The organism is Agrobacterium sp. NPDC089420 (genome assembly GCF_044900305.1).
Lineage (GTDB): Bacteria > Pseudomonadota > Alphaproteobacteria > Rhizobiales > Rhizobiaceae > Agrobacterium.
Map to the genome: position 1 here is coordinate 137,053 of NZ_JBJDMY010000010.1, position 26,094 is coordinate 163,146.

23 protein-coding genes are annotated in these 26,094 nt (G+C 62.8%); 6 read left to right on the forward strand and 17 right to left on the reverse strand.

Annotated features, from left to right (window positions below; genetic code table 11):
- Nucleotides 1–82: 82 nt before the first annotated feature.
- Nucleotides 83–1,597, reverse strand: a complete 1,515-nt coding sequence (gene betC / locus ACI2KA_RS16735) for a choline-sulfatase (protein ID WP_404503587.1) — start codon at nt 1,595–1,597, stop codon at nt 83–85.
- 14 nt (nt 1,598–1,611) lie between these two features.
- Nucleotides 1,612–2,565, reverse strand: coding sequence for a choline ABC transporter substrate-binding protein (locus ACI2KA_RS16740; protein WP_404503588.1), 954 nt, complete (start codon nt 2,563–2,565; stop codon nt 1,612–1,614).
- Nucleotides 2,566–2,659: 94 nt separating this feature from the next.
- Between ACI2KA_RS16740 and ACI2KA_RS16745 the strand changes: the two genes are divergently transcribed.
- Nucleotides 2,660–3,556, forward strand: coding sequence for a choline sulfate utilization transcriptional regulator (locus tag ACI2KA_RS16745; RefSeq protein ID WP_404503589.1), 897 nt, complete (start codon nt 2,660–2,662; stop codon nt 3,554–3,556).
- A 29-nt stretch (nt 3,557–3,585) separates the two neighbouring features.
- Here the strand turns inward: ACI2KA_RS16745 and ACI2KA_RS16750 are convergent, their stop codons facing one another.
- The 6 genes from ACI2KA_RS16750 to ACI2KA_RS16775 form a co-directional block, all read right to left on the reverse strand.
- Nucleotides 3,586–5,037, reverse strand: a complete 1,452-nt coding sequence (locus ACI2KA_RS16750; protein WP_404503590.1) for an aldehyde dehydrogenase — start codon at nt 5,035–5,037, stop codon at nt 3,586–3,588.
- A 16-nt stretch (nt 5,038–5,053) separates the two neighbouring features.
- The gene (locus tag ACI2KA_RS16755) at nt 5,054–5,776 is read right to left on the reverse strand and encodes an ABC transporter ATP-binding protein (protein WP_404503591.1); all 723 of its coding nucleotides are present in this window, start codon (nt 5,774–5,776) and stop codon (nt 5,054–5,056) included.
- Nucleotides 5,769–6,497: an ABC transporter ATP-binding protein gene (locus tag ACI2KA_RS16760; RefSeq protein WP_404503592.1), complete on the reverse strand. Its 729-nt coding sequence runs from the start codon at nt 6,495–6,497 to the stop codon at nt 5,769–5,771. Before ACI2KA_RS16760 ends, ACI2KA_RS16755 begins: the two co-directional genes overlap by 8 nt.
- Entirely contained in the window at nt 6,494–7,402 is a 909-nt protein-coding gene (locus ACI2KA_RS16765) for a branched-chain amino acid ABC transporter permease (protein WP_404503593.1), read from the reverse strand. The genes ACI2KA_RS16760 and ACI2KA_RS16765 overlap by 4 nt, the downstream gene beginning before the upstream one ends.
- Nucleotides 7,399–8,271, reverse strand: a complete 873-nt coding sequence (locus tag ACI2KA_RS16770; protein ID WP_404503594.1) for a branched-chain amino acid ABC transporter permease — start codon at nt 8,269–8,271, stop codon at nt 7,399–7,401. Before ACI2KA_RS16770 ends, ACI2KA_RS16765 begins: the two co-directional genes overlap by 4 nt.
- 70 nt (nt 8,272–8,341) lie before the next feature.
- Nucleotides 8,342–9,556, reverse strand: a complete 1,215-nt coding sequence (locus ACI2KA_RS16775) for an amino acid ABC transporter substrate-binding protein (RefSeq protein WP_404503595.1) — start codon at nt 9,554–9,556, stop codon at nt 8,342–8,344.
- 134 nt (nt 9,557–9,690) lie between these two features.
- Here ACI2KA_RS16775 and ACI2KA_RS16780 point away from each other — a divergent pair, with 134 nt between their 5' ends.
- Entirely contained in the window at nt 9,691–10,563 is an 873-nt protein-coding gene (locus ACI2KA_RS16780; protein WP_404503596.1) for a helix-turn-helix transcriptional regulator, read from the forward strand.
- Between the two features lie 30 nt (nt 10,564–10,593).
- Here ACI2KA_RS16780 and ACI2KA_RS16785 read toward each other — a convergent pair whose 3' ends face one another.
- The 4 genes from ACI2KA_RS16785 to ACI2KA_RS16800 are packed head-to-tail and all read right to left on the reverse strand — an operon-like array spanning nt 10,594 to nt 14,481.
- Nucleotides 10,594–11,397, reverse strand: a complete 804-nt coding sequence (locus ACI2KA_RS16785) for an ABC transporter ATP-binding protein (protein ID WP_404503597.1) — start codon at nt 11,395–11,397, stop codon at nt 10,594–10,596.
- Nucleotides 11,394–12,434 carry a FecCD family ABC transporter permease gene (locus ACI2KA_RS16790; RefSeq protein ID WP_404503598.1) on the reverse strand — a complete coding sequence of 347 codons (1,041 nt, stop codon included), beginning with the start codon at nt 12,432–12,434 and terminating at the stop codon, nt 11,394–11,396. The genes ACI2KA_RS16785 and ACI2KA_RS16790 overlap by 4 nt, the downstream gene beginning before the upstream one ends.
- Complete coding sequence (locus ACI2KA_RS16795; RefSeq protein WP_404503639.1) at nt 12,431–13,468, reverse strand: FecCD family ABC transporter permease; 1,038 nt, start codon at nt 13,466–13,468, stop codon at nt 12,431–12,433. Before ACI2KA_RS16795 ends, ACI2KA_RS16790 begins: the two co-directional genes overlap by 4 nt.
- Nucleotides 13,469–13,470: 2 nt before the next feature.
- Complete coding sequence (locus tag ACI2KA_RS16800) at nt 13,471–14,481, reverse strand: iron-siderophore ABC transporter substrate-binding protein (protein WP_404503599.1); 1,011 nt, start codon at nt 14,479–14,481, stop codon at nt 13,471–13,473.
- Between the two features lie 222 nt (nt 14,482–14,703).
- Between ACI2KA_RS16800 and ACI2KA_RS16805 the strand changes: the two genes are divergently transcribed.
- On the forward strand, nt 14,704–16,824 hold the full coding sequence (locus ACI2KA_RS16805) for a TonB-dependent siderophore receptor (protein WP_404503600.1): 2,121 nt from the start codon (nt 14,704–14,706) through the stop codon (nt 16,822–16,824).
- Between the two features lie 145 nt (nt 16,825–16,969).
- Here ACI2KA_RS16805 and ACI2KA_RS16810 read toward each other — a convergent pair whose 3' ends face one another.
- Nucleotides 16,970–17,863: a helix-turn-helix domain-containing protein gene (locus tag ACI2KA_RS16810; protein WP_404503640.1), complete on the reverse strand. Its 894-nt coding sequence runs from the start codon at nt 17,861–17,863 to the stop codon at nt 16,970–16,972.
- A 214-nt stretch (nt 17,864–18,077) separates the two neighbouring features.
- On the opposite strand from ACI2KA_RS16810, the gene ACI2KA_RS16815 reads away from it, so the two are divergent.
- A complete protein-coding gene (locus ACI2KA_RS16815) occupies nt 18,078–18,254 on the forward strand; it encodes a hypothetical protein (RefSeq protein ID WP_404503601.1) in 177 nt (58 codons plus the stop codon).
- Nucleotides 18,255–18,415: 161 nt separating this feature from the next.
- Here the strand turns inward: ACI2KA_RS16815 and katG are convergent, their stop codons facing one another.
- Complete coding sequence (katG, locus tag ACI2KA_RS16820; RefSeq protein ID WP_404503602.1) at nt 18,416–20,587, reverse strand: catalase/peroxidase HPI; 2,172 nt, start codon at nt 20,585–20,587, stop codon at nt 18,416–18,418.
- 211 nt (nt 20,588–20,798) lie between these two features.
- Here katG and ACI2KA_RS16825 point away from each other — a divergent pair, with 211 nt between their 5' ends.
- Complete coding sequence (locus ACI2KA_RS16825; RefSeq protein ID WP_404503603.1) at nt 20,799–21,707, forward strand: LysR substrate-binding domain-containing protein; 909 nt, start codon at nt 20,799–20,801, stop codon at nt 21,705–21,707.
- Nucleotides 21,708–21,760: 53 nt separating this feature from the next.
- Here the strand turns inward: ACI2KA_RS16825 and ACI2KA_RS16830 are convergent, their stop codons facing one another.
- The 3 genes from ACI2KA_RS16830 to ACI2KA_RS16840 all read right to left on the reverse strand — a co-directional run bounded on the left by ACI2KA_RS16830 (nt 21,761) and on the right by ACI2KA_RS16840 (nt 24,758).
- Entirely contained in the window at nt 21,761–22,660 is a 900-nt protein-coding gene (locus ACI2KA_RS16830) for a DUF3313 domain-containing protein (RefSeq protein ID WP_404503604.1), read from the reverse strand.
- A gap of 92 nt (nt 22,661–22,752) precedes the next feature.
- On the reverse strand, nt 22,753–24,087 hold the full coding sequence (locus ACI2KA_RS16835) for a sensor histidine kinase (protein ID WP_404503605.1): 1,335 nt from the start codon (nt 24,085–24,087) through the stop codon (nt 22,753–22,755).
- On the reverse strand, nt 24,084–24,758 hold the full coding sequence (locus ACI2KA_RS16840) for a response regulator transcription factor (protein ID WP_404503606.1): 675 nt from the start codon (nt 24,756–24,758) through the stop codon (nt 24,084–24,086). Before ACI2KA_RS16840 ends, ACI2KA_RS16835 begins: the two co-directional genes overlap by 4 nt.
- Before the next feature lie 186 nt (nt 24,759–24,944).
- Between ACI2KA_RS16840 and ACI2KA_RS16845 the strand changes: the two genes are divergently transcribed.
- Nucleotides 24,945–26,093, forward strand: a complete 1,149-nt coding sequence (locus ACI2KA_RS16845; protein ID WP_404503607.1) for an efflux RND transporter periplasmic adaptor subunit — start codon at nt 24,945–24,947, stop codon at nt 26,091–26,093.
- Nucleotide 26,094: the final 1 nt, after the last annotated feature.

A 26,094-nucleotide genomic window follows, 5' to 3' on the forward strand; every position in this document is an offset into this window, starting at 1 on the left:
ACGACATTGATGGCGATGCCGGCCCGGCGCGGCTTTCGGATATCTTGCCCGGAAAAAACTGCACTGAAGCACGCTGGCGCCGTCACTCCCCGCGTGGATAACGCTGGTTTTCCTCCAGCACGTTGAGATCCATGTGGTTGCGCATATAACGTTCCGAAGCCTTCTGCAGGGGCTGGTAGTCCCACGGGTAATAGGCGCCGTTGCGCAGCGCCTTATAGACCACCCAGCGCCGCGCCTGGCTTTCGCGGACGGCGGCGTCGAATACCGGCAATTGCCAACGCCGGCCAATCTCTGCCGAAAGCGATGAGAGAACGTCGCTGAAAGCCGGATCGTCGGCAAGGTTGGCGCGCTCGTCCGGATCGGCCTCGAGATCATAGAGCAGCGGCGGATCGGCCTCGCAGACCGAGAGCTTGTAGCGGCCGTCACGAATGGCGACGAGCGGCGCGATGGAGCCTTCGGCGGCATATTCCATCGGCACCGGACCGCGTCCACCTGTTCCCCTGGCCAGCGCCGCCAGATCTTCGCCATCCGTCCAGCGTTTGAGCGACGTTATATCGAGACCCGCCAGACCGCAGAGCGTCGGCGTGACATCGAGTGTCGAGACAGGCGTGTCGATCAGGGCCGGCCGCCAGTCGGGCGCGGCCACCATCAGCGGCACGCGGGCGGAGCCTTCGAAAAAGCACATCTTGAACCACAGGCCGCGCTCGCCCAGCATGTCGCCATGGTCGGACAGGAAGAGAATGATGGTGTCCTCCTCCATCCGCGTCGCCTTCAGGACGTCGAGGATTTCGCCGATCTTCTCGTCGATGTAGGAAATGTTGGCGAAATAACCGCGCCGTGCCCGGCGTATCTGCTCGCTTGTGATCTCGAACGCCCCGTGATCGCAGGCTTCCAGCAGCCGTTTGGAATGCGGGTCCTGCTGCTCGAAGGCAATCGCCTGCGACTGCGGATCGAGCGCCGGGCAATCCTCGTAGAGGTCCCAGAATTTGCGCCGCGCCACATAGGGGTCGTGCGGATGGGTGAAGCTGACCGTCAGGCACCACGGCCGGTCGTCGAGACGACGCGACAGGTCGTAAAGCTTGCGGGTGGCGTTATAGGCCACCTCGTCATCATACTCCATCTGGTTGGTGATTTCGGCAATACCCGCGCCGGTGACCGAACCGAGATTGTGATACCACCAGTCGATCCGCTCGCCGGGCTTGGTATAGTCCGGCGTCCAGCCGAAATCCGCCGGATAGATATCCGTCGTCAGGCGCTCCTCGAAGCCGTGCAGCTGGTCCGGCCCGACGAAATGCATCTTGCCAGAAAGGCCGGTGTAATAACCCGCCGCCCGCAGATGATGGGCATAGGTCGGAATATCGGAGGCGAATTCGGCCGCATTGTCGTAGACCCGCGTGCGGCTTGGCAATTGCCCGGACATGAAGGAGGCGCGGGCCGGCGCACAGAGCGGGCTTGCCGTATAGGCATTGGCGAAGCGGACGGACCGCTGCGCCAATGCCTTCAGATGGGGTGCGTGGAGAAAATCGGCCGGGCCATCGGGAAAAAACGTCCCGTTGAACTGGTCGGCCATCAGGATCAGGATATTGGGACGCGGCATTTCCACTTTCCGGCTTAGAGACCAAGCTTGCCCTTGACGGCGTCCGCGCCCGGCTTGCCGTCCAGCGTGGTAACGCCCTGCAGCCAGCCTTCCAGCGCCTGCGGATTGGCCTTCAGCCACGCCGCTGCCGCCGCTTTGGAATCCTCGCCACCGAGAATGGAGCCCATCAGGCTGTTTTCCATGCCGATATCGAATGTCAGGTTCTTGAACAGCGTCGCCGCATTCGGGCATTGCTGAGACCAGCCGGTGCGGGCGAGCGTATAGACTTCCGCGCCGCCGAAATTCGGGCCGAAATAGGCGTCGCCGCCGGAGAGATAGGCGATATCGATCTTCTCATTCATCGGATGCGGCGCCCAGGCGAGGAAGACCACGGCCTTCTTGTCGCGGCCCGCCCTCTCCACCTGCGCCAGCATGGCCTGCTCGCCGGATTCGACAAGCTGCCAGCCCTTCAGGCCGAAATCATTGGCGTCGATGATCTTCTGGATATTCTGGTTGGCAGGCGCGCCCGGCTCGATGCCGTAAATCTTGCTTTCGAATTCGTCGGCATGTTTGGAAAGATCGGCAAAATCCTTGACGCCCTTTTCTGCCACATAGGCCGGCACCGCCAGCGTGAACTTGGCGCCCTCAAGGTTCTTCGTCAGCACCTCGGCCGCCTTGGCGGCATTCAGATCGTCCACGAAGGATTTCTGCGCCGGCATCCAGTTGCCGAGAAAAACGTCGATCTCGCCGTTTTTCATCGCCTGATAACCGATCGGCACCGACAGCGTCTTGACGTCGGCCTCATAACCCAGCGCCTCCAGCAGGACGGAGGCGACGCCATTGGTGGCGGTGATGTCTGTCCAGCCGGGATCGCTGAGACGAATGGTCTTGCAGGCCGCGTCATCGGCCGCCTGAAGCGGGGTGGAGAAGGCCGCCACGGACAGAATGAGACCGGCGGCGATGCGGTGCAGATGAGAAACGGTTTTCATTGCGGCTCCCCTTTTATTAATCCATTTTATTGAACACCACATTGTTTTTGCCTGTGAAGCGGGTATTTTTCGATGACTGATATAAGGAATTTTAATGTCAGACAGGCCGCTCGATCTGGGATGGATGCGCATTTTCACCGAGGTTGCCCGCCGCGGCAGCCTGACGGCGGCCGCGGCGTCCCTGCGGCTGACCCAGCCGGCCGTCAGCTATCAGATCCGCAGGCTGGAGGATGAGCTGGGCGTAACCCTCATCCGGCGCAAACATCGCGGCATCGAACTGACGGCCGAAGGGCAAAAACTGTTCGACATCGTTTCGCGCAATGTCGACGCCATCGACCTCCTCGCGCAGCAGCTTCGCCGGACGGAGGAACGGCAGACCATCCGCCTGCACACGGACTATGCCTTCTCGTCCTTGTGGCTCATCCCGCGCATGCACGGATTTCGCGCGCTCAATCCGGATATCAACATCCAGATCGTCGCAACTCAGGACCCTCTGGGACAGGGCAAACACGATAGCGACGTGATGATCATCTTCGGCACGCGCCAGGAAGCGGGCGACGGGGCGGTGCTGCTGCTTTCGGAGAAAGTCACGCCGGTCTGTTCGCCAGCCCTGCTGGCAGACACCCCGACACCGGCGACGGCCGCTGATTTTTCGCGGCGCAAGCTCATCCACCTCGAAAACACCTCGCAGGCGCGCTGGTTCGACTGGCCGACCTATTTCACGCATTTCGGCGTACAAAGGGGCGCCGAACACGATGGCGGCGATATCAGCTTCAACAATTACACCATGGTGGTGCAGGCAACCATCGGCGAACAGGGTTTTGCACTGGGCTGGGCCGGGCTCATCGATCCGCTGCTCGAAGCGGGCGTGCTGGTGACGGCAGGGCCGAGCCTCGATGCACCGGGACGCGGCTATTGGCTGATACGGCCGAAAAGCGGCGACAGCGCGGTGAGGAAACTGACCGGCTGGCTGATCGACGAGCGGCGATGACGCCGCCCGCCGAGGTCCAAGGAGCACACTCAGATCGGATAATGCAGCGGCCCGTCCTGCAGCGTCACCCAGCGCAGCTCGGTGAATTCGGCAATGCCCGCCGTGCCGCCGAAACGGCCGTAACCGGAAGCCTTGACGCCGCCGAAGGGCATCTGCGCCTCATCGTGAACGGTCGGGCCGTTGATGTGGCAGATGCCGCTTTCGATGCGGGCGGCAATCGAAAGCGCCCTTGCCTGATCCCTGCCGAAAATCGCGGCGGAGAGGCCGAACTCGGTTTCATTGGCGATGCTCACCGCCTCATCGATGCTGCCGGCCCGGATGATGGAGACGACGGGACCAAAACTTTCCTCCGCATAAAGCCGCATGGCCGGGGTGACGCCATCGATGGCGATCGCATCCACCATCGTGCCATTGCCGCCGCCGCCGGCGACCAGCCGCGCGCCCTTGGAGACGGCGTCATCCACCAGCGCCCGGATGCGCGAGGTCGCTTCGGCGCTGACCAGCGAGCCGAGCGGTGTTTTGCCCTCCCGCGGATCGCCGGCCGTGAGGCTCGCCGCTTTTTTGGCGAAGGCCTCCACGAAGGTATCGGCAACACTGTCGAGCACGATGATGCGCTCCGTCGACATGCAGATCTGGCCCTGGTTCATATAGGCGCCGAAAGCGGCGGCCGCGACAGCCGCCTCGATATCGGCATCGTCAAGCACGATGAACGGCGCCTTGCCGCCAAGCTCCAGCAACGCCGGCTTCAGGTAACGGCCGGCCGTTTCGGCAATCACGCGGCCGACGCGGGTCGAACCCGTGAAGTTCACGCGTCTGACGGCGGGGTGTGCGATCAGCGTATCGACGATCTTTGCGGCATCTTCCGGCGCATTGGAGACGGCGTTGAGCACGCCCTTCGGCAGACCGGCGGAAGCGATCGCCTCGATGATCAGCGCATGGGTGCGCGGGCAAAGTTCCGAGGTCTTCATGACAACCGTATTGCCGCAGGCAAGCGGCGTGGCGATAGAACGCACGCCGAGAATGACCGGCGCGTTCCACGGCGCCATGGATAGGACAACACCTGCCGGCTGGCGCAATGCCATCGCCATGGTTCCGGGACGGTTGGAGGGAATGATCTCACCCTTGATCTGGGTGGTGAGGCTCGCCGCCTCGACCAGCATGTCGCTCGCCAGTTTGACGTTGAAACCGGCCCAGGCATCGGTTGCGCCGATTTCTTCCTTCATCGCCTGGGTAATATCAGGCCCGGCGGCGAGAAGCGCCTGTGCGGCAGCCAGAAGCAGGCGGCGGCGTTCACCGGGCGGCGTTGCCGACCAGACCGGGAAAGCGGCCGTCGCGGCATCCGCCGCACGCGTGGCGTCCTCCACCGTTGCCGCCGCAGCACTCGTCGCCACGTCGCCGGTAATGGGGTTGCTGCGTTCGAAACGTTTGCCGCTTGCGGCCGGGCAATGGTCGCCGCCTATGAAAAGATTGACAGTCTGCATGGTCTTCCTCCTGAATTCAGACAATGGCGGCGGTGGTGCCGCCAAGAAACGCCCGTTGCACGGCGGGATCGGCGGACAGGTCTTGCGCCGTGCCCGCCCCGACAATCCGTCCTGCTTCCAGCAAATAACCGCGATCGGCAAGCGCAAGGCTTTCGCGCACATTCTGCTCCACGAGCAGAATGGAAAGGCCGCTGTTCTTGATCTCCGCCAAGGCGGCAAACAGTTCCTGCGTGACAATGGGCGCAAGACCAAGGCTCGGCTCGTCCAGCAGCAGATAATCCGGCGCCGACATCAGCGCCCGGCCGATGGCGACCATCTGCTGCTCCCCACCGGACATGGTGCCGGCAAGCTGCTGCCGCCGCTCCGCAAGGCGCGGAAACAGCGAGAAAATATGCTCTCTTGTCGCCTTTTCCGCTGAACGGGCATGGCGGGGATTGGCCCCGAGACGGAGATTGTCCTCCACCGTCAGCGCCGCGAAAATTCCGCGCCCCTCCGGCACCAGCGCCACGCCCCGCTCCACGATCTGGTGGGCGGGAACAGCGGCAAGCGACGCGCCGTCGACGCGCACGTCTCCGGAAGCGGGAGCCACCATGCCGCCGACCGCTTTCAGCAGAGACGACTTACCGGCGCCATTGGCGCCGAGCAGCACCACCGTTTCGCCCTTGGCAACATTGAGCGATATGCCGTCAACCGCGAGATGTTTGCCGTAACGGATTGTCAGTGCATCTATTTCAAGCATGTGCCGCTCCCAGATAGGCGGAAATGACTTGCGGATCATCGAGCACCACGGCCGTCGGCCCGTCGGCAATCTTGCGACCGGCCGCCATGACCACGGAACGCGGGCAGAGCGCGCGGACGGCGGCCATGATATGTTCCACCAGCAGGATCGTCGTACCCTCGGATGCCAGCCGCCGGATCAACGCTATTCCTTCCTGCAGCTCCGTGGGGTTAAGGCCCGCAAGCCATTCGTCGAGAAGCAGAAGCTTCGGTTCGCCCGCCAGCGCACGCGCCAGTTCAAGCCGTTTCTGGTCGATATAGGTGAGATCGCCGGCCGGCATGGTTTCCCGCCCGGCAAGGCCTATTCTTTCGAGGCAGGACCGCGCGACCTTCTCCGCTTCGAGACGGGACAGTCGTTGCGGGCCGAACATGGCCGATACGGCCACGTTTTCAAGCAGGGAAAGCGACGGCAAAAGCCGCACGAGCTGGAAGGTGCGCGCCACGCCGGCGCGCGCGATCACATCCGGCCGCCGGCCGGCAATCTCCTGCCCTTTCAGCCGGATCGACCCTTCGGTCGGCTTCAGCGCCCCGGAGATCAGGTTCATCAGCGTCGTCTTGCCGGAGCCGTTCGGCCCGAGCAGCCCGACGACTTCGCCGGCCTTAATGGTGAGGCCAAGCCCATCCACCGCCTTCAGCCCGCCGAAGGTCTTGCGGATATCGGTGATTTCGAGAACGGCGCTCATGCGGCTTTCTCCTTTTTGCGCAGCTTCTCCAGCGCCGCCAGCACGCCATCCGGCAATACGAAAACGATGAGGATGAAGAGAGCGCCGAGAATGATGGAAAAATGGTTGGGGAAGTTGGCGCCCAGCCATTCGAACAGCAGGAACAGCGGCACAGCACCGAGGATGGGTCCCCAGCGCCGGCTGGCGCCACCGAGGAGCGCCATGATGACGGTGAGGAACGAGACCTGCGGATTAAACACGATGGCCGGTTCGATATAGACCCAGCGCGGGGCCTGAATAGCGCCGACAAGCGTGATGAGCGTGGCCGACAGCACGAAGAGCGTCAGCTTGGTGCGGGCGAGATTGATGCCCGCATGGGCGGCCACGACCTCGTCGTCGCCGATTGCCTTCAGCGCCAGTCCGAGCTTGCTGCGGTCGATGAGCGTCGACAGCAGAAGGGTGATGACCGCCAGCGCCAGCAATTGCCAGAGCACATGCTGCGGCTCCAGCGGCAGGAAGATGTAGCGCCCGAGCGTGCCGGTCACATTCACCTCATACCAGGTGATGAGCTGGCGGATGAGTTCGGCAAGGCCAAACGAAAAGATCACGAAATAGATGCCGGCGACGCGCAGCGTGGAAAGCCCGACGACAAGCGCCAGCGCCGCGCCGACGAGGGCCGCGCACAGGAGCACCAGCGGCCATGGCAAAACCTCGCTCAGCACCGCAACCGTATAGGCCCCGACACCGAAGAAGGCGACGGTGGCGAGCGAAATATAGCGGGTCGGACCGGAAAACATCGCCCAGGCGGAGGCGAGCGTCGCATAGCCCAGCAGGCCGATGATGACGCCGACGCCATAAGCATCGAAAAAGAAGGGGGAAAGCGCCAGCAGCGCAGCTGCGGCAAGGCCGATGAGAAGCGGGATCATTTGCCCCTCCTTGCGAAGATGCCTTCCGGACGCCAGAGCAGCACCACGAGGAAGAGCAGATAGGTGGCGGCGAGCGTAAGACCGGGATCGACATAAACGAGCACGAAGGTTTCCACGAGACCGAGCAGCAGGCCGGCCACCAGCGCGCCGAGCAGATTGCCGACACCGCCCATGATGACAACGACAAGCGCCTTCATGGTGAAGACCACGCCATAAGAGGCGGAAAAGGTCTGGTACATCGAGATCATCACTCCACCCGCCACGGCAAGGGCGCCGCCAAGGGCAAAGCCGATCGAGGCCACGCGGTTCACATCGATACCGACCAGCGGCGCGGATTTAGGCGCCAGCGCCACCGCCCGCAGGTTGAGACCCCAGCGGCTGTGGGTGAGCGCCAGATAAAGCCCGCCGCCAATCGCGACCGACAGGCCGAAGGACAGGAGCCGGTTCAGCGCCACCGTCGTGCCGAAGATATCGACGCCGTCGGCGAGATAGGAATAGGAATGGTAGTTGCCGCCGAATACCACGAGCATGATGCCCTGGATAACGAAAAGCAGCCCGAAGGTCGCCAGGATGGAATCGACTTCCAGACGGCCGGACCCGCCCGAACGGCGCACCAGCGGCCGCATCATGACCCGGTAGATCACGAAAGACAGGGCGTAACCGAGCGGCACGATGATGAAAAGCGACCAGAGCGGCGACAGGCCATAGCCGGAAAACAGCACGAAGGTGATGAAGGCAGCCGCAATCAGCACTTCGCCATAAGCGAGGTTCATGATGCGGGCGATGCCATATTGCAGCGAAAGTCCAAGCGCGATCAGCGCATAGGTCCCTCCCAGCATCAAGCCGAAGATGAGGGTGGATAAAAACAAGGGAATGTCTCCAGTCTGGAAGATGGCCGAAGCCTTCCGGCCGGGGTTCGTGGCCCCGGCCGGCAAAGGCTCACCATTGCGGCTTCGGAACGACCGGTTTTGCGGCGCCTGAACGGTCCGCCGGCGCAATCGCCACAAAACGGTCGCCCTGCCATTGCCCCGCCCACCAGAGCTGGCGAAGCTGGTTGTCCTCAAGCTTGACCGGGCCGATGACGGTGTCGAAGCTTCCCGTCGAAAGTTCACTTGCCACCGCCGCCTTGTCGAGACCGACGCGCTGGACGGACTGGGCCAGCATTTCGAGGCTCGCATAGGTGATGGCGCTTGCCCAGCTATCCGGCTTGACGCCGATGAAGGCTTCGTGGCGCTTGAAATAATCCGCGATCTTTTCGCTGCTGCCATCGACGCCGCCGATGCTGATCACGCCTTCCTGCTTGCCATCGGAGACCTTCGGGAAGATCGGGAAAGCACCACCGACGCCGACATACAGAACCTTCGGATTAAACCGGGCCGTCTGCGCCTGTTTCGTCACCGCGAAACTGTCGGGCGGATAAGAAAAGGCGATGAAGCTGTCCGCGCCGCTCGCCGCCGCCTCGTTCACCAGCGCTGCGAAATCGGAAGTGCCGACCGGATAGGTCTTGTCGTAGGCAAGCGTGAAACCCGCTTCCTTCAGGGCCGGCCGCGCGGCCTTGATGAGATCGATGCCGAAACCGTCAGCCACGGAAATCACCGCAACCTTGTCGTTGATCTGGCCCGCATCGCGCGCGGCTTTCAAGACGTCGGCCAGTGCATTGGCATAATCATGGCCGCCGCCCAGCATCCAGAAGCTCTTTTTCCAGCGCGCGGCAAATTCGGGCGCCTTGTCGGTCACGCCGGTCACCGCAAGCTGCGGATAACCGAAACGGTCATAAAGCGGCGCGACGGCCAGGTTGAAACCCGTGCCCCAGGGCGGCAGGATGAAATCCACCTTGTCCTGGCTGGCCAGGCGCTCGGTGAACCGCACCGCATCCTCGGCCGAGGAACGGTCGTCATATTCGACCACTTCCACCGGCAGGCGCTTGCCATCCGGCAAAGTGAGGCCGCCGGCGTCGTTGACCTCCTTCACCCATAATTTGTAGTTCGGAATGGTGGTGATGCCAGCACCCGTGGCATTGGCGCCGCTTTTGGAAACGGCATAACCGATCTTCACAGAGGTGCGGTCCTGCGCGTTGGCATGGCCGAGCGACACCGCCGACAGGGCAGCACCGGAGAGCAGGCAGAACAGCGTTCTGCGCTTCAGACTATTCATGATGTTCCTCCCAAAGCGCCATGTCGGGGTCGCGGTTCTCCTCAAGGCTTCCCCCTGCGCTGAGCAAAGTTTAGCAATGACAGTCGCATATAAAATGCACTAATGTAGCGCATTATTGTACTTTTGGAGGAAGAATGCCGCTGCATGGCCAGATAGCCGGCAATCGCGCGGAGACAACGGCGCGCGCCCTCGCCTCGTCGCTGCGCGTATCGGAATTCCGGCTGGAATCGGATAACGCGCATCTCCTTCTCCTTTCCGCCGGCGAAGCGGAGATCGCCCGGGGCGAAAAGACGCTGCTTGTCTCGGCACCGGGGCTCATCTGGTTGCCCATCGGCCCCGCCGGCCGCATCAGGCTGAACGCCGGAAGCCGTGGATCGCTGCTGAAGACGACGGAAATCGGGCTTGCCCATGCGATGCCCACCGGCGCGAGTGCGAGCGCCGTGCGCAACATATTGCAGCGTGTTCTGACGCAGGCGCCGGCGGAAAGGGACCGGCAGGAACTGGCGGGTTATCTCGAGACCATTGCTGGCGAGAATATCCGCGTGACAACCGGTTCGGACACGATCATCGCCAGCCTGCTCTCCGTCACCCTCATCCGCATCTGCCAGCACGCCATCGCCGATCTCGCCGCAGCCGTCTCCACCCCCGGCAGCCTTACCGAACGGTTCGTTCTGCTGGTGAGCCAGCACAAACGCGACCAATGGGGCGTGGATGACTATGCAAGGCATCTGAGCGTCAGCCGCGAAAGGCTGGGATTTGCGGTGCGCAAGGCCACGGGTCTTTCGCCGCAGGCCTATATTCACCGCGAACTGCTGTCCGAAGCGCGCGACCTTCTTTTGAACTCATCGCTGCAAGTGGCTGAAATCGCTTTTCGATTGGGGTTTCAGGACCCCGGCTATTTCAATCGCTTCTTCACCCGCAACGAGGGCACCTCTCCCGGGCGTTTCCGCCGGGCCGCAATGCGGATGCAGACCGTGCCGCCGCCATCCTACGCGGCCTGGCCTTGATCTTCTCCGGCCGCAATCCTTGACGCTATTTTACGCCGCCACCACCCGGTGCCGCCCGATCGGCAGCATCATCGGCTTACCGGAGGTCGGGTCTTCGATGACGCGGCTTTCGATGCCGAAGACGTGGCGCACATTGTCTTCCGTCAGCACCTCTTCCGGCGTGCCGCAGACATGCAGCTTTCCGTCCCTCATGGCCACGAGATGATCGGCATAACGGGCTGCGAGATTGAGATCGTGCAGCACCATGACGATGGTGGTGTCTCGGGCGTGGTTGAGGTCGGTCAGAAGATCCAGCACCTCGACCTGGTGGCTGATATCGAGGAAGGTCGTGGGTTCGTCCAGCAGCAATATGTCGGTCTTTTGGGCGAGCGCCATGGCGATCCAGACGCGTTGCCGCTGACCGCCCGACAGTTCATCCACCGGCCGCTCGGCTAGGTCCACCGTATCGGTGGCGACGAGGGCGGCAGCGACCGCCTCGTCATCCTGCTGCGACCAGCGGGCGAACAGGCCGTGATGCGGGTGCCGGCCGCGGCTGACGAGATCGGCAACGACAATCCCTTCCGGCGCGATCGGCGATTGCGGCAAAAGGCCCATGCGCTGCGCCAGTTCCTTCGAAGGAAGCCGGTGGATCGACTTGCCATCGAGCAGGACTAGCCCGGCGCGCGGCGTGATCAGCCGCGACATACTGCGGAGAAGTGTGGACTTGCCGCAGGCATTGGCGCCGACGATAACCGTGATTTTCCCGCGCGGCACGACGAGGTCCAGCCCTTCGATGATAAGGTTTTCGCCATAGCCGGCCGACAGGCCGCTTACGGACAGGGAGTGACCGGTCATAACGAGCCTCCGCTGCGGTTGACCCGCACGATAAGGTAAATCAGATAGGGCGCGCCAAGCGCGCCGGTCACGACGCCGACCGGGTAACGGCCCGGCAGCAGGAACTGGCCGCAATAATCCCCCACCAGCACCAGCACGGCACCGACAAGTGCTGCGGGAACGAGCAGCGAGCCGTTACTGCCGACGATACGCGCGGCAATCGGCCCCGACAGGAAAGCGACAAAGGCAATCGGACCGGAGACGGCCGTGGCAAAGGCAATCATGCCCACGGCGGCGATGATGACGATGATGCGCGTTTTCCCAACCCGCACACCGAGCGCGGCGGCCGCATCATCACCGAGCCGAAGCGCCTCGAGATCGCGTGCACGGCTCAAAAGCAGGCCGCCAAACAGGATAAGCGCGACGAGGAGCGGCAATGTCTGGGCAAGTTTGGCGCCGTTGACGCTGCCCGTCAGCCAGCGCATCGCCTCCTGCAGCGTCCAGGCGGGCGCGACGGAGAGAATATAGGCGATGAAGCTTTCGAGCATGGCGGAAACGCCGATGCCGACAAGGATAAGCCGTGTTCCCGCCACCCCGTTGCGGAAGGACAGGAGATACACCAGCAGCGCGATGCCAAGACCGGCGATGACGGCGAGGACCGAGACGAGCGGCCCGTTCAGCTGCAGCACGACGATGGCGAAGACGGCGGCCGCACTTGCGCCGGAGCTGATGCCGATGATGTCGGGACTGGCAAGCGGGTTGCGCAGCATGATCTGAAAGGCGACACCGCCCAGCCCGAAGCTAAGCCCGGCCAGCACCGAGAGCAGCGCACGCGGCAGGCGCAATTGCCCGACGGTGAAGCTGACGCCGGCAATATCCTCGCCAGACAGAACGCGGATCACCGCACCGGGCGACGTAAAGGATTGCCCGAGCATCAGCGTCAGGGCGAATGCGGCAATCAGAAGGAGCGACAGGACGGCAATGACAAGGCGCCGCCGCCGCTGGCGGGTCTGGCGGTTCAAGACCAGTGTGTCGATGACGGCAGCGTGCATGGTCATAGGTCACGCACCCGCTGGCGTCTGACGATCCAGATGAAGAACGGTGCGCCGACCAGCGCGGTGACGATGCCGACATCGAGTTCGGACGGCCGTGCGACGATGCGGCCGACAATATCGGCGGCAAGCAGCAGGCAGGCGCCGCCAAGCGCGGAAAACGGCAGCAGCCAGCGATTGTCGACACCGACAAGCAAGCGGCACAGATGCGGCACGACAAGCCCGACAAAACCGATCGGCCCGCAGATGGCCGTGGCGGCACCGCAGAGCAGGATGGCGCCCAAGGAGGCAACGGCTCGGGCGACAGCGACATTTTCACCGAGGCCAGCAGCGAGCTCGTCACCCAGCGCCAGCGAATTCAGCCTGCGCGCCGAAAGCAGACTGATGGCGAAACCGGCCGCCAGAAACGGCAGAACGGTCTCTATGCGCTCGAAGGTCGCGCCGCCGACGCCGCCGATCTGCCAGGCGCGAATGCCGCCGGCAATGTCGCTGCGCGGCAGAACCACGGCGATGACCAGCGACGAGAAGGCGACGGAGGTGGCGGCACCGGCAAGCGCCAGTTTCAGCGGCGTGGCCCCGCCCCGTCCCAGCGAACCGACGACATAAACGAACACGGCCGAAAGACCCGCACCAATAATGGCGGCAATGATGAAGGCCTGCGAAGACGCAATGCCGAACCAGACGATGGCGATGACGACGGCGAGCGACGCGCCCATATTGACGCCGAGAATGCCGGGATCGGCCAGCGGATTGCGGGTGACGCCCTGCATGATGGCTCCCGCCAGACCCAGCGCGGCACCGGCCAGAAGCGCAAGCGCCGTGCGGGGAAGTCGGACCGCAACCGCCGCTTCCGCAACCGTCTCGACCCGGCCGGCAAGCGCCGCCGTCATATCCGCCAGCGATACGTCACGCGTGCCGATGGCGACCGAAAGTGCGCAAAGGACGGCGAGAAGCGCCAGCACGATGCCAAGCCAGAACATGCGCCTGCGGCCGGAGCGGCCGGCATATGGCAGGGTGGGAGCGCTGTCGGCCCCAGGCATTGTCATTGCGGTTTCCCGGCGGATTTGTCCGCCGCTTTCGCCAGAAGATCGGCATAGTCCTTCAGCACCCAGGAAATCGACAGCGGTGTGGGATTGGAGGCGGTTCCGAGCGGATCGCGCCCCAGCATGACAATGGCATCATGGGAAACGGCCGGCATGCGGGCCAAAAGCGGATCGGCGCGCATGGCATTCAGCAGCGGCTCGCTGCCATAGGTCACGACAATATCGACATCGTCGAAGGCATCGACACGCTCGGCGCTGACGCCGGCGGCGAATTGCCCGGGCTTTGTCGCTTCCACGACGCTTTTTGGCGAGGTGAGCCCGAGATCGGCGAAGAACTTCACCCGGCTGTCATTGGCGGTGTAAAAATTGACGACGCTGAGATTGGTGGCATCGAGATGGGTGACGAACATCGCCGACTTGCCCTTCAGCTGTGGATGGCCGGCGACCACCTCGGCAATTTCGCCTTCGATACGTCTGATCAGCGCCTCACCTTCCGCAACCATGCCAAGGCCGGCGCTGTTCAGCCGGATCATCTCGCGCCAGTCCGTCGCCCAGGGGGAAACCGGATAGGCGACCACCGGCGCGATCTGGCTCAGCGTATCGTAGTCGGACTGGCTAAGACCGGAATAGGCCGCAAGAATGACATCCGGCTGCGTTGCCGCCACGGCCTCGAAATCGATGCCGTCGCCCTCGTCAAACAGAACCGGTTTATCCGCCTTGAGTTCGGCAAGCCGCTTTGCCACCCACGGCAACAGGCCATCGCCGTCATCATCGCCGAAATTGGCGGCGGCGAAACCGACCGGCACGATGCCAAGCGCCAGCGGCACCTCATGGTTTGCCCAGGCGACGGTGGCGACGCGCTTCGGTTTTCCGGCAATCGTCGTGGTACCGAAGGCGTGTCTGATGACGATCGGATAGGCCGCCGTCTCGTCCGCCTTTGCACCATCCGGCACGATGATCGACAGGAAAAGCACAAGGGCCGGCGCGAGACCGCGAAACAGGCGAAGCATGGGCGAAGCTCTCAAAGGTTCAAAAGTGGACTTGAACTCTCAGCTTCACATGCCCCCGTCAAGCCTAAGGAGGAGATGCCGCTCCAACAGCGGTGAAATTTCCGGGGTTTTGTACAAAACCGCAAAAAGTTACAATACCGGACAAACTTTCTCAAGTTATTGGGCGCTTCGAGAGTGGGCCGTGGAAGCGGCGATCGGGACATCAACTTCTGGGACGTACCAATGAACATCGAAATCGAAGGCAGAAACCGCACAACCGCGCGACGTCGTTACCGGCAAGCGGCCCTGCTGGCCTGCACGGCGCTTGCCGCCACCCTGCCCGCCCCCCTTTTGGCGCAGGAGGCTGCCACGACAAGCGGCAGCACGGTTCTGGAACGCATCACCATCGACAGCGGCGACAATGACCAGAAGTCGATCGTCGCCACCCGCACGACAAGCGGCAGCAAGATGGCGACCGATATTCTCGACACGCCCGCCTCCGTCTCCGTCATCACCGCCAAGGAAATGCAGCAGCGCGGCGTACAGAGCGTCGAAGAGGCGCTGCAATATACAGCCGGCGTGACCACCGATTTCTACGGCTCCGACGACCGTTTCGACTATTTCAAGATTCGCGGCTTCGACGCCTATACCTATCGCGACGGCCTCACCCTCGGCCGCCCCTTCGGCGCGCTGCGGGAAGAGACCTACGCCTATGAGCGCGTGGAAGTGCTGAAGGGCGGCAACTCCACCACCTTCGGCGTCTCGGATCCCGGCGGCTCGGTGAATTATTCCACCAAGGTGCCGAAACGCAGCCGCTTCGGCGAAGCCTATGTCACCGGCGGTTCCTATGGCCGTGCTGAAACCGGCTTCGATTTCGGCGACAACATCACCAGCGACGACACCTTGTCCTATCGCCTGACCGGCAAGCTCAGAAATGCCGATGCGGAATATGACTATTCCCGCGACGACGAGAAATTCTTCATGGGCGGCCTGACCTGGCGCCCCACCGACGTCACCAACCTGACGGTGGTTTTCGATCATCTCAACAAGGACGGCGTTCCCGGCGGCGGTGGCCATCCGGTCGGCTCGCATTTTGACCGCAGCCGCTTCTTCGGCGAACCGGACTACAATTATCGCGGCACAAACCGCAATTCGGTCAGCGTGATGTTCGATCACGATTTCGGCTCGGGCCTGACCCTCAGCTCCAATGCCCGCTACAGCAAGACCAATACCGATTTCGGTTACGCCTATATCTCGTCGACGCCGACCAACGGTTCGACCATCGCCGACCGGGCGTTTTTCGGCAACGACACCGAAACCGAAAACTTCCTGATCGACACCCGGCTGCAATATGACACGCGTCTGGAAAATGTCGAAAGCCGCAGCCTCGTCGGCGTTTATTACAACGACTACTCATCCGGCAGCAAAAGCTACTTCGGCGCAGCCCCCAGCATAGACTGGACAAACCCGGTCTATACCGGCGCGCCCGCCTCGGTGCCGCTTTACGCCAACTCGTTGACGGAGCAGAAGAGCAAGGCGATCTACCTGCAACAGGACCTGACCTTCTTCGACAGGCTGATCGTCAGCGCCGGCCTGCGCAACGACTGGATCGACACCGACCAGACCAACCGCCTGAACGGCACCACGGCGAGCGGCGACATCAGCGAACTGACCAAGCGCATCGGCGTGTCCTACAAGGTCACCAGCGAGATCGCGCCCTATATCAGCTACGCCGAATCGGTCGTGCCGGCATCGGGCCTCACCGTTGAACCAGAGCGCGGCGAGCAGATCGAGCTTGGCATCAAATACCGGCCAGAGGCTTTCCCCGCCCTGTTTACCGCCTCGATCTACGACCTGAAGAAAAACAACATCACTGTCACCAGCCCGATCACCAACCTGCCGACCACGATCGGCGAAGTGCGCGTGCGCGGTCTCGATCTGGAGGCCAAGGCGGAAGTGACGGACAATCTGAGCCTGACGGCAGCCTATTCCTATCTCGATGCGGAGATCACCGAAAACGGCACGGGCGGCAATGTCGGCAACCGGCCGCAATTCGTGCCCGAGCACCAGGCTTCGCTGTGGGTCAACTACACGCTGGCCGGCAACGACCATTTCGGCGACATGACCTTTGGTCTCGGCGGCCGCTACACCGGCGCTTATTATTTCGACAATGCCAACAAGGTGGAAACCGGCAGCAGCGTGACCGTGGATGCGGCCTTCAGCTACAAGATCCAGGAGACCGCCTCACTCGATGTCAACGTTTCCAACCTCTTCAACGAAAAGCACGTGGCTTATGGCGGGTTCGGCGCTGACTTCTACAATCCCGGCAGGGCGTTCTCCGTCACGCTGCGCAAGACGTGGTGAACGCCAAGATTAGCAATATTTTTCAGTATATTGCATAATTTTCCTAAGGCTCAACGTCATCCTCGGGACAAGTCCGAGGATGATGTTGAGCAACGTTTGTGGAATTGCGCCAAACCGCTGCGCGTAAACGGCAAGACGCGCCCGTTCATAGCAATCTATGCATGCGCCGCCAGGCGGCCGGCGTATTGCCCACCGACTGGCGGAAGGCCTTGGTCAGATGGGCCTGATCGGAAAAACCCAGTTGCACGGCGATATCGGCGACCGTGAGATCACCTTCCAGCAGGAGTTTCTGGGCGACATTGATACGCCGTTCCAGCTGCCATTGCAGCGGTGTCTTGCCCGTGGTCTGGCGAAACACGGTGGCGAACCAGCTTTCGGACAGCCCGACAATATCGGCCATTTCCGCGACCGTCATACGGTCGTCGCCGCGTTTTTCGACACGGGCGAGCAGCCTGTTCATCTGCGCCTGCGTCAGCCTGCCATTGGCCTGCTCGGGCGTGGGTCCCGGAATATCCAGCAATCCGGCGACGATGCCGCCGACCAGGCTTTCGGCATAAAGTGGATGTTTCGAAGGCTCGGCCAGTTCATCGACAAGCAGGCCTGCCAGCGTTTCCACCGCACCTATATCCTGTATCTCGACCGGGCGGCGCAGCGCCGTCATGGCGGCCGAACCGCCCACCGACGGCGCCAGAAAACGCAAAAGCCGGTCTTTGTGAATATGCAGGTTGAGATGGGAAAAGCGATGTGTGGCGTTGCTGCTCGTCCACATCGGCACGCCGGCCGGCACATAGACCGCCCGCGTCATTGGCCGTGAATGCTGCGAAAGCTCACCGTCGCGGTTGGAAATCCGGATCCGCGACGAGACATCGTTGAAGAAAATCATGATGCGGGGATCGGCAGCCAGATAATAGCCCTTCGCCCCCATCTGGCTTTCGGCCTCCCAGAAGGCGCTGACCAGCCCGTCAAACTGGCGCCATTTGACCGGCGCGGTGACGCTGATGCCTTCCGTGTGCCAGGTCATGGAATGCCAGAAACTCAATGTGGTTACCGTCCGGTTGTCGAGCCGAGGTTGGAGATGCGGCAAACGGCCAACGCCGCGCCAGACATCGCGCCCCGGCAATAACATGACTTATCAATTCATGTTAATAGCAAAGATCGTTATAAAGAGAAACATTGAGTTGCGCGACAGTTCTGGAACCTCCGCCCGCACTGCCCGTTGAATCCCTGACAGGACCTCAACACGGGAGATGAACATGGATCGCAAGAAGGAAGCAGGCGATTTCGCCGACAAGAAACGCGAAGAACAGGGCCACGGCGTCATCGTTGCCGGGCCGGATGCGCATGAGAACGAAAAAGGCGGCAAAGCCCCGTCGGGAGGAGCCGAAAAACCGGCCCATGACCAGCCGACGCCGTCGTCCGACCGACGCTGACAGCGCCGCCGATTGCGACAGCCGCCAGACCCGCATCCACAGGCGTAATCCCCGGTTTGCCCCGGAGGGTAAACGGGCATCGGGACGGCTGCGACGACGTCAAAAAACACCTCCCCGATCGCCCGGGGAGGTGTCGTTTTATCGGATAGTCGCCATTCTGCTTAGAGCAGGTCGAAACGGTCGGCGTTCATCACCTTCGTCCAGGCGGCGATGAAGTCGCCGACGAATTTTTCGCGGTTGTCGTCCTGGGCATAAACTTCCGCATAGGCGCGCAGGATGGAGTTGGACCCGATCACGAGGTCGACGCGGGTTGCCGTATATCTGGCGGCTCCGGTCCTGCGGTCACGAATCTCGTAGAGATTGTTGCCGGTCGGAACCCAGGAATAGGCCATATCCGTCAGGGTCGTGAAGAAGTCCGTCGTCAACGCGCCCGGCTTGTCGGTGAAGACGCCATGCGCCGCGCCGCCATGATTGGCGCCGATGACGCGCAGGCCGCCGATGAGGACGGTCAGTTCCGGCGCTGTGAGGCCGAGAAGCTGCGCCCGGTCGAGCAGCAGCTCTTCGGGGCTGACGACATAGTCCTTCTTGATCCAGTTGCGGAAACCATCCGCCAGCGGCTCAAGCGGGGCAAAGCTGTCGGCATCCGTCTGCTCGGCGGAAGCGTCGCCACGGCCGGCCGCGAAAGGCACGGCGATATCGAAGCCGGCCGCTTTCGCCGCCTGCTCCACGCCGTAATTGCCGGCCAGAACGATCACATCCGCGATGCTTGCGCCGGTTTCACGGGCAATCGGCTCAAGAACCGAAAGCACGCGGGAAAGACGGGCGGGCTCGTTGCCTTCCCAATCCTTCTGCGGTGCGAGGCGAATGCGTGCGCCATTGGCGCCGCCGCGCTTGTCCGAACCGCGGAAGGTGCGGGCGCTATCCCACGCCGTCGCAACCAGCTCGGCAGCAGGCAGGCCGGCAGCAGCGATCTTCGCCTTGACGGCGGCCACATCGTAGTTCGTGGAACCAGCGGGCACCGGATCCTGCCAGATCAGGTCTTCAGCCGGAACATCCGGACCGAAATAACGGGACTTCGGCCCCATGTCGCGATGCGTCAGCTTGAACCAGGCACGCGCGAAGACGTCCGAGAAGTGGTCCTGGTCATCCTTGAACTTCAACGAAATCTCGCGGTAGATCGGATCGACCTTCAGGGCCATATCGGCATCGGTCATCATCGGGATGGTGCGGATCGAGGCATCCTCGACATCGACCGGCTTGTCCTCTTCGGCGATGGTGATCGGCGCCCATTGCGATGCGCCGGCCGGGCTGTGCGTCAAGGTCCATTCATGCTTGAACAGCATGTCGAAGAAGCCGTTGTCCCACTTGGTCGGCTGGCTCGTCCAGGCGCCTTCGATGCCCGATACCACGGTGTCACGGCCAATGCCGCGGCCCTTGGTATTGATCCAGCCGAGACCCTGATATTCCGGGCCTGCGGCTTCCGGATCGGGGCTGAGGTTGGCCGCGCTGCCATTGCCGTGCGACTTGCCGATGGTGTGGCCGCCGGCGGTGAGAGCCACGGTTTCCTCGTCGTCCATACCCATGCGGGCGAAGGTTTCGCGCATCTGCGCCGCCGTCGCCAGCGGATCGGACTTGCCGTTGACGCCTTCCGGATTGACGTAGATGAGACCCATCTGCACGGCGGCAAGCGGGTTTTCCAGGGTCTCGGGCTTGGTCACGTCGCCGTAGCGGCCGTCGCTCGGCGCCAGCCATTCCTTCTCGTCGCCCCAATAGGTATCCTTTTCCGGAGCCCAGATGTCTTCGCGGCCAAAGGCGAAACCGAAGGTCTTCAGACCGGCGACGTCATAGGCGATGGTGCCGGCAAGCGCGATGAGGTCGGCCCAGGAAATCTTGTTGCCGTATTTCTTCTTGATCGGCCACAGCAGGCGCCGGCCCTTGTCGGTGTTGACGTTATCCGGCCAGGAATTGAGCGGCGCAAAACGCTGGTTGCCGGTGTTGGCGCCGCCGCGACCGTCCGTCACGCGGTAGGAACCGGCCGCATGCCAGGTCACACGCGCCATCATGCCGACATAGCTGCCCCAGTCGGCCGGCCACCAGTCCTGGCTGTCGGTCATCAGGGCGCGCAGATCGGCCTTCAGGGCCTCGACGTCGAGCGTCTTCAGCGCCTCGCGGTAATTGAAGGAGGTGCCGAGCGGATTGGTCTTGGTGTCGTGCTGATGCAGAATGTCGAGGTTCAGCGCGTTCGGCCACCACTCGGTCACCGATTTACCGGAGGCCGTGTTGCCTCCATGCATGACGGGACACTTGCCGGCCGGTTTTGAAGTTGCGTCCATTTCGCCCTCCGATGGGTTTAGCAATTAAACGAAATAATCAGTTCGACATGTGCAGCCTTCCAGGCCAGCGCCAGCGGCAGGTCTTGGGAAAACCGTGCAGCGACGCTGGTGATCTCTCACAGCTACAGCTTCTTTCTGTCATGAAGATGACTAACAGCCGGGTTCCATAATTTCCAATTGTATATTCTAAAGGCTGCGATATGCTAAGCTTATGATTGCGCTTTCCATGAAACATCTCCGTTATTTCGACGCGCTCGCCAAGATCGGCCATTTCGGCCGGGCGGCGGAAGCATGCGCCATTTCTCAGCCGGCGCTGTCGCTGCAGATCCGCGAGCTCGAGGAACTGATCGGCGCGCCGCTCGTCGAACGCGGCAGCCGCCAGATCCGACTGACGACGCTCGGCGAGGAATTTGCCGAGCGCACCCGCTCCATCCTGCGCTCCGTGGATGAGCTGCAGGATCTGGCGCGGGCAGGCCAAGGCCCGCTCAGCGGCCGGCTGCGCATCGGCGTCATCCCGACCGTCGCGCCCTATCTGCTGCCGCAGGTCATCAAGACGCTCACCCGGCATTATCCAGGGCTCGAGGCGCGCCCGCGCGAGGCGGTGACGCAGAAGCTGATCGAGGACCTCCTCGAAGCCCGGCTGGACATGGCGATCGTCGCCCTGCCCGTATCGGAACCGGCGCTTGAGGAAGTGCCGCTGTTTTCGGAGGAGTTCATTCTGGTGCGGCCGATGGAGGATGCGGGCATGCCGGTGCCGAGCGCCGACAAGCTGGGCGAGATGCGGCTGCTGCTGCTTGAGGAAGGCCATTGCTTCCGCAACCAGGCGCTCTCCTTCTGCAGCACGACGAATGCGCCGCCGCGCGTCTTGATGGAGGGCAGCTCGCTCTCCACCCTCGTGCAGATGGTCGGCGCCGGCATCGGCGTCACGCTCATTCCGCAGATGGCGGTCGATATGGAAACGCGGCAATCCACGGTGTCGGTGTTCCGGCTGGCGCAACCGCGCCCTTCGCGCACCATCGGCATGGTCTGGCGCAAGAGCAATCCGCTTTCGGCCCAGTTCACCCATATCGCGGAAATCGTCCGCGACTGCGGCCTTCAGAAACTCGGCCTCGCCTCATAGCCGCCCCCCTTCTGCGCATCGTAACATGCGATGCGCAGGGGTGACGACAGACCCTATCGTGCAGCTGCCCTTGCCTGCCTGTCCGTCCATTCGGGCGGCGCGCCGAACTGGTCGGCCACCATGCCCTGCAGACCGCGTGAGCGGCCATAGGCGTCGCATTCGGCATATTTCGGTTTGCCGCCCAGGGCCGAACGCATGCGGTGCCCTGACGGGATCGAAATGTCGAGACCGTCGGAGACCTTGCCGGTCACGACAATCCGGGCGAAATAATTGGCAAAATCGGCGGCAAGCCCATAGGCGTCGCCGATTTCCGAAACACGGGCATTGTCGGCAAGGGAATTGGCGCCCTTCGACCAGACTGCAGCGGCACGCTGGACGCCGGCATGATCGACCGCCTCCGCCTCGACAGCCAGACCGCCGAGACCTACGGGCAGGCGTGGCACCCCGACAGGCAGGACGAGATTGGTGCCGAGCGAAACGGCCGTCGACACCCCGGCCATGGTCTTGTCGGTCGGCACCAGATCGGTAATGACCGCGCGGACCGTCATGTCCGCCGGCTGGCCGAAGGCGGCGATCCGGTATTTGTCGCTAAGCGCGATGCAGACCGCACGGTCCAGCGCATTTGAAACAAGCACCCGATCCTTTTCTGATGGCACCCGGGAAGCGGCGGTGAAGGAAAAGGCGGTGGGCACGATCGTGACGGTCTTGACGGCGGCCAGACCCTTGGCATCCACGAAGGTCCGTGATTTGGTGAACTTGCCCTTGGCGGGGCCGAGCTGCGCATAGGAGGTCAGCGTGCCGCCTTCCTTCAGCGGCACGGAAGCGCAGCCGGACATGATGATGGCGAAGGGCAAGGTGGCCAAAGCGACATGGCGGCGGCGCGCCGCCCTGCCGCCGCAAGCCTGGAAAAACAGGTTCCGCGGTTGTTTCACTGCGTGTACTCCGGTTGGCATGGTTGATCCTGTGCCCCGCACGCTACGACGGCGAGAATTGCGGCAACATTACAATCACGGGCCAAGGGATCGGCACCGGCGCCGGAGCGAAATCAAAAACGAACCCGGAACGTGCTTCCGAAAGCACCGCTTTCGAGAAAGATCCGGCCATGGTGATTGGCGACGATCTGTTTTACGAGGCTGAGCCCCAGCCCCGCCCCGGTGCTGCGCGGCGTGATGCGATAAAAGGGTTCGAAAATCCGCTCCTGCTGATCCTCCGGTATTCCCGGCCCCTCGTCGGAAACGGCGATCTCGCCATCGCCAAGAACCGATACATGGATCATTCCCCTGTTGCCGCCGTGGTCGATGGCATTGCGGATGATGTTGCCGATGGCGCGCGGCAGGGCAATCGGATTGCCCTGCATCTCATGCTGCGCGATCTGCGTCTCGAAGGAAATATCGTAGCCGGCCGAGAGCGCGAGCGGTGCAAGATCGGCAACGACCATACGCACCATCTCGACCAGATCCAGCGTCTCCCGCCGGTCGTTCACCTGGTCGTTTCGTTCGAACGCCAGAAGCTGTTCGGCCGTTTGGCCGAGCCGCGCGACATCCCCCATCAGGCGCTCCTGCTCGGGTCCTGGCAAGCCCTCTATCCGGGTCTGCATGATCGCAATCGGCGTTCTCAGCTCATGCGCGGCATCGATGAGAAAACGCTGCCGTGCCCGGAACTGCTCTTCAAGCCGTTCGAGAATGCTGTTGAAGGCATGGATCAGCGGCACCACCTCCCGCGGTACGTCTTCGACGGGAAGTCTGGAGCCGGGCCGACGCGGGTCGATCTCGGGTGCTTTCCTGACAACCGAATTGAGGCCGGCAAGCGCCCGGCGCACGATGCGCGGCACGGAGAAGAACACCGCCGGCAACAGGAACGCCAGCAGCGGCACATAAATAGGATAGGTGCCGGCAAGCAGCGTCAGAAACGACGCGCTGACATGCGAGGTGCCGCCGAACATGACACGGATCGTCCCCGCCGTCGTCTCGACGCTTTCGGCGAGCGCGACCTGCGACGTGCCGCTGCCGCCGCGAATGTCTGCATCCACCATGAGATGTACGTAACGCGACAATTCCGCATAAGCGGCCGGCACCGCGCCATAGCTCGCCGTCTGGCCGTCCAGCGTCGAGGCGACAAACCACAGCTCCTCATTCTGCGCCTTCAAGGCCCGCAGAGCCGGACCTTCGGTGATGACCAGCCCCTTGTGCGGATCGAGCGAAAGCGATTCCTCAAGCGTTGACGACAGATCGTCCCAGAGGCCGATATGGGGGGAAAGCCGCATCACCCCATAAACGCAGAGGCCGACGATGACGACGGCGATCATGGCGGAGAGGACGATGCTGAGCTGCCAGCTCAGTTTCCACCACAGGGACGGATTGGATTTTTCCGGCATCGTCATGCCTCTTCCTTCAAAAGATAACCGATGCCGCGAATATTGTGCACGCTCACCCCGGCCGAGGCGTCGAGCAGGCGTTTGCGCAGCCGCGATATATGCGCGTCGAGCGCGTTCGACTGGATCTCCTCTTCATAATTATAGACGGCCGCCTCAAGCGTGGACCGCAGCACGGATTTGCCTTTTCGCTTGGCGAGGGCGACCAGGACCAGAAGCTCACGCCTGGGCAGATCGAAGGGAGCGGAATTGATGGTGACGCTGAGATGGAGCGGATCGATCACGATGCGGCCCGCGGCGATCTGGGGCGGCGCAAGGCTTGCCGGCCGTCGCAGCACCGCCCTTAGCCGCGCCAGGAGTTCGCCGACCAGGAACGGCTTGCCGAGATAGTCGTCAGCACCGCCATCGAGACCGGCGATCCGGTCCTCCGGCTCGTTCATCGCCGTCAGCAATATGATCGGCGTATCGATGCCGGCCCGGCGCAATTGCGGAATGAAGGCGAGCCCCTCCCCGTCCGGCAGACGGCGGTCAAGCAGGATGGCGTCATAGACATGCTGGCGCGTCAGCTCCATCGCGTCGCCGAGCCACATCGTGTGGTCGATGACGATGCCCTGCCTGCCAAGCGTTGCCGACAGCGCATCCGCCATTTCCTTTTCATCTTCGATCAACAGAAGTCTCATCGGTCACCGTCCCTTCGCCATCCGTTGTCTGTCAGAAAGGTTGCGGCAGCATTGCGGCGGCAGGGGCGGTTCAGGGTAATGCTGCTGCAATTATGGCCGCCTATCCAGATGCCATCCGCCTGAAAACAGGCGACGTGACCGCTCGGCGAGCGGCCGCAGAGAAAGCTCTGCCTGGAAGGACTGATTATGTGGGTAAAGAAAACCATCAGGGCCGGCATCGTGCTTGCGGGCTGCGTCGTCGTCGTCAACGCTCTCGATACGGCGCGTGGCGGCGTCGATGCCAATGAGCGCGTCAAGGGCATCGTCGAAACCGCCGCCATGAGCCCGGCCGGCATTCCGTTCGAACTGACAGCTTCGGAAACCGCACGGGTCGGCGCGCGCCGGATGGCGGAAAAGCTCCGCGTCAGCGGCGAGCTTCAACCCGTCAGCCGCGTTGTGATCCGCGCCCGCGAGGCTGGAAAAATCCTCGACATGGACGTCCGGGAGGGACAGGCGGTAGAGGCGGGCGACGTGCTGGTGCGCTTTGAAACCGACGATCTGCAATCGGCACTGCTGCAACGGCAAAGCGACCGTGATGCGGCCGAAGCCGAGTTGACGCTGGCGATGCGGGCACTGACGAGAACGGAACAGCTTGCCGCCAAGAACGTCGCATCGGCGGAACAGCTCGACAGGGCAAAAAGCGATGTGGTGGTAAAAACCGCAAGGGTCCAGAGCCTTTCGGCACAGGCCGATATCGCCCGCCTCGCCCTGCGCAATGCGGAAATCCGCGCGCCTTTCAGCGGCACCATCACGCGCCGGCTGGCCGAGGCTGGCGCGCGCGTCGGCACCGACGGCGAGCTTCTGACGCTGGTCGATACAGGTGTTCTGGAAGCGAAGGTCCTTGTCGCCACCCGCGACATCCCGCATGTTGCACTGGGCCTGACGGCGGAACTGGAGATAGACGGCCTCAGCGGCCGGAGCGTGCCGGGCATCGTCGACCGCATCAGCCCGGTTGCCGAGGAGGGTACGCGTTTCGTCGCCGTCTATCTGCGGCTTGCCAATCGCGACGGGCGGCTGTGGGGCGGGATGTTCGCCAGCGGGTCGATCCTCCTGCGCGAAAAGGACGATGCGTTCGTGGTTCCCGCCATGGCCCTTCGCAGGGATGCAACCGGTTATCACGTTCTGAAAGTGCTGGACGGCCATCTTCGCCGCCAGACGGTGACGCTCGGATCCCGCTGGAACGACGGCGGCCTGATCGAGATCGCCACGGGGCTGAAGGATGGCGAAACGATCCTGACCGCACCCTTTCCCGAATTGCAGCCGGATATGGCCGTGACCATAGACAGGGCAGGGTGAG